Here is a 1,031-nt window from a genome sequence, read left to right as displayed (position 1 = left end):
CCGACAACTACACCACCTAAATACCGCTGCACGGTGGATCGCTGGCCCGCACACCCACCACACCCCCACCCGATGTTCCACCGTGTCCCGGACCGACCGGGGAACGCGCCGAATGGTGGTGGTACCCACCCTTCCAACCCCAACCACCGCCGAAAGCCGCGTAGTCAGGGGTACGTCGGTAGCCTGACCGATATGCCCAACGCGGCAGACAGGGCCGATGTCTTCGTCAAGCGCAATGCGTCGGCGCCGCCTGGGTTCTTCGCGGCCGAGGCGGCCGGACTCAGATGGCTCGCCGTAGACGGTGGCGTGCCGTGCGTGACGGTAATCGATTACGACGCAAACTCATTGACCCTGCGGCGGCTGCGGCCGACGGGGCCCACTGTTCACGCTGCGCGGGTCTTCGGCCAGCGATTGGCCCGTACTCACGACGCCGGGGCACCGGCGTATGGGTCCGGTCCGGACGGCTACGACGGGGATGGGTTCTTCGGGCCGCTGTCTCAGCCGTTGCCAATGTCGTTGGCCCGCAGCGATTCATGGGGAGCCTTCTACGCCGATGACCGCTTGGCTCCGATGACACGGCTGGCTGCGCCCAGGCTCACCGCCGCGGGGCAGGATGCGATCGCGGAGGTGACCGATCTGTGCCGCGCGGGTGCGTTCGATGACGACGACGTGCCCGCGAGGCTGCACGGTGACCTCTGGAGCGGCAACGTGATGTGGACCGGCCACGGTGCTGTGCTGATCGACCCCGCCGCGCACGGTGGCCATCGCGAAACGGATCTTGCCATGTTGGCGCTGTTCGGTTTCCCGTTCCTGGATGAGGTGCTGGCCGGATACCGGACGGTGCAGCGGCTGCGCGATGGATGGCGGGATCGGGTTGACCTGCATCAGCTCTATCCGTTGCTCGCGCATGTAGTGCTGTTCGGCGGAGGCTATGCGGGTCAGGTCGAGGCTGCGGCCTGGCGGATCTTGGAGACATTCAGCAAACTGCGGATTCGATAACCACCGGTGCCGCCGCGGCGCCAGCTGGATCA

Annotated in this window: 1 protein-coding gene; it reads left to right on the top strand. The window is 66.6% G+C overall.

Going from position 1 to position 1,031, the window contains the following annotated elements:
- Positions 1-192 precede the first annotated feature (192 nt).
- The gene (locus tag ACWGPE_RS19300; protein WP_452049364.1) at positions 193-999 is read left to right on the top strand and encodes a fructosamine kinase family protein; all 807 of its coding nucleotides are present in this window, start codon (positions 193-195) and stop codon (positions 997-999) included.
- Positions 1,000-1,031 lie beyond the last annotated feature (32 nt).

This window comes from Agromyces sp. NPDC055658 (genome assembly GCF_053618155.1).
The sequence above is the reverse complement of the archived record's forward strand: the minus strand, read 5'-3'. Positions and strand labels throughout refer to the sequence as shown.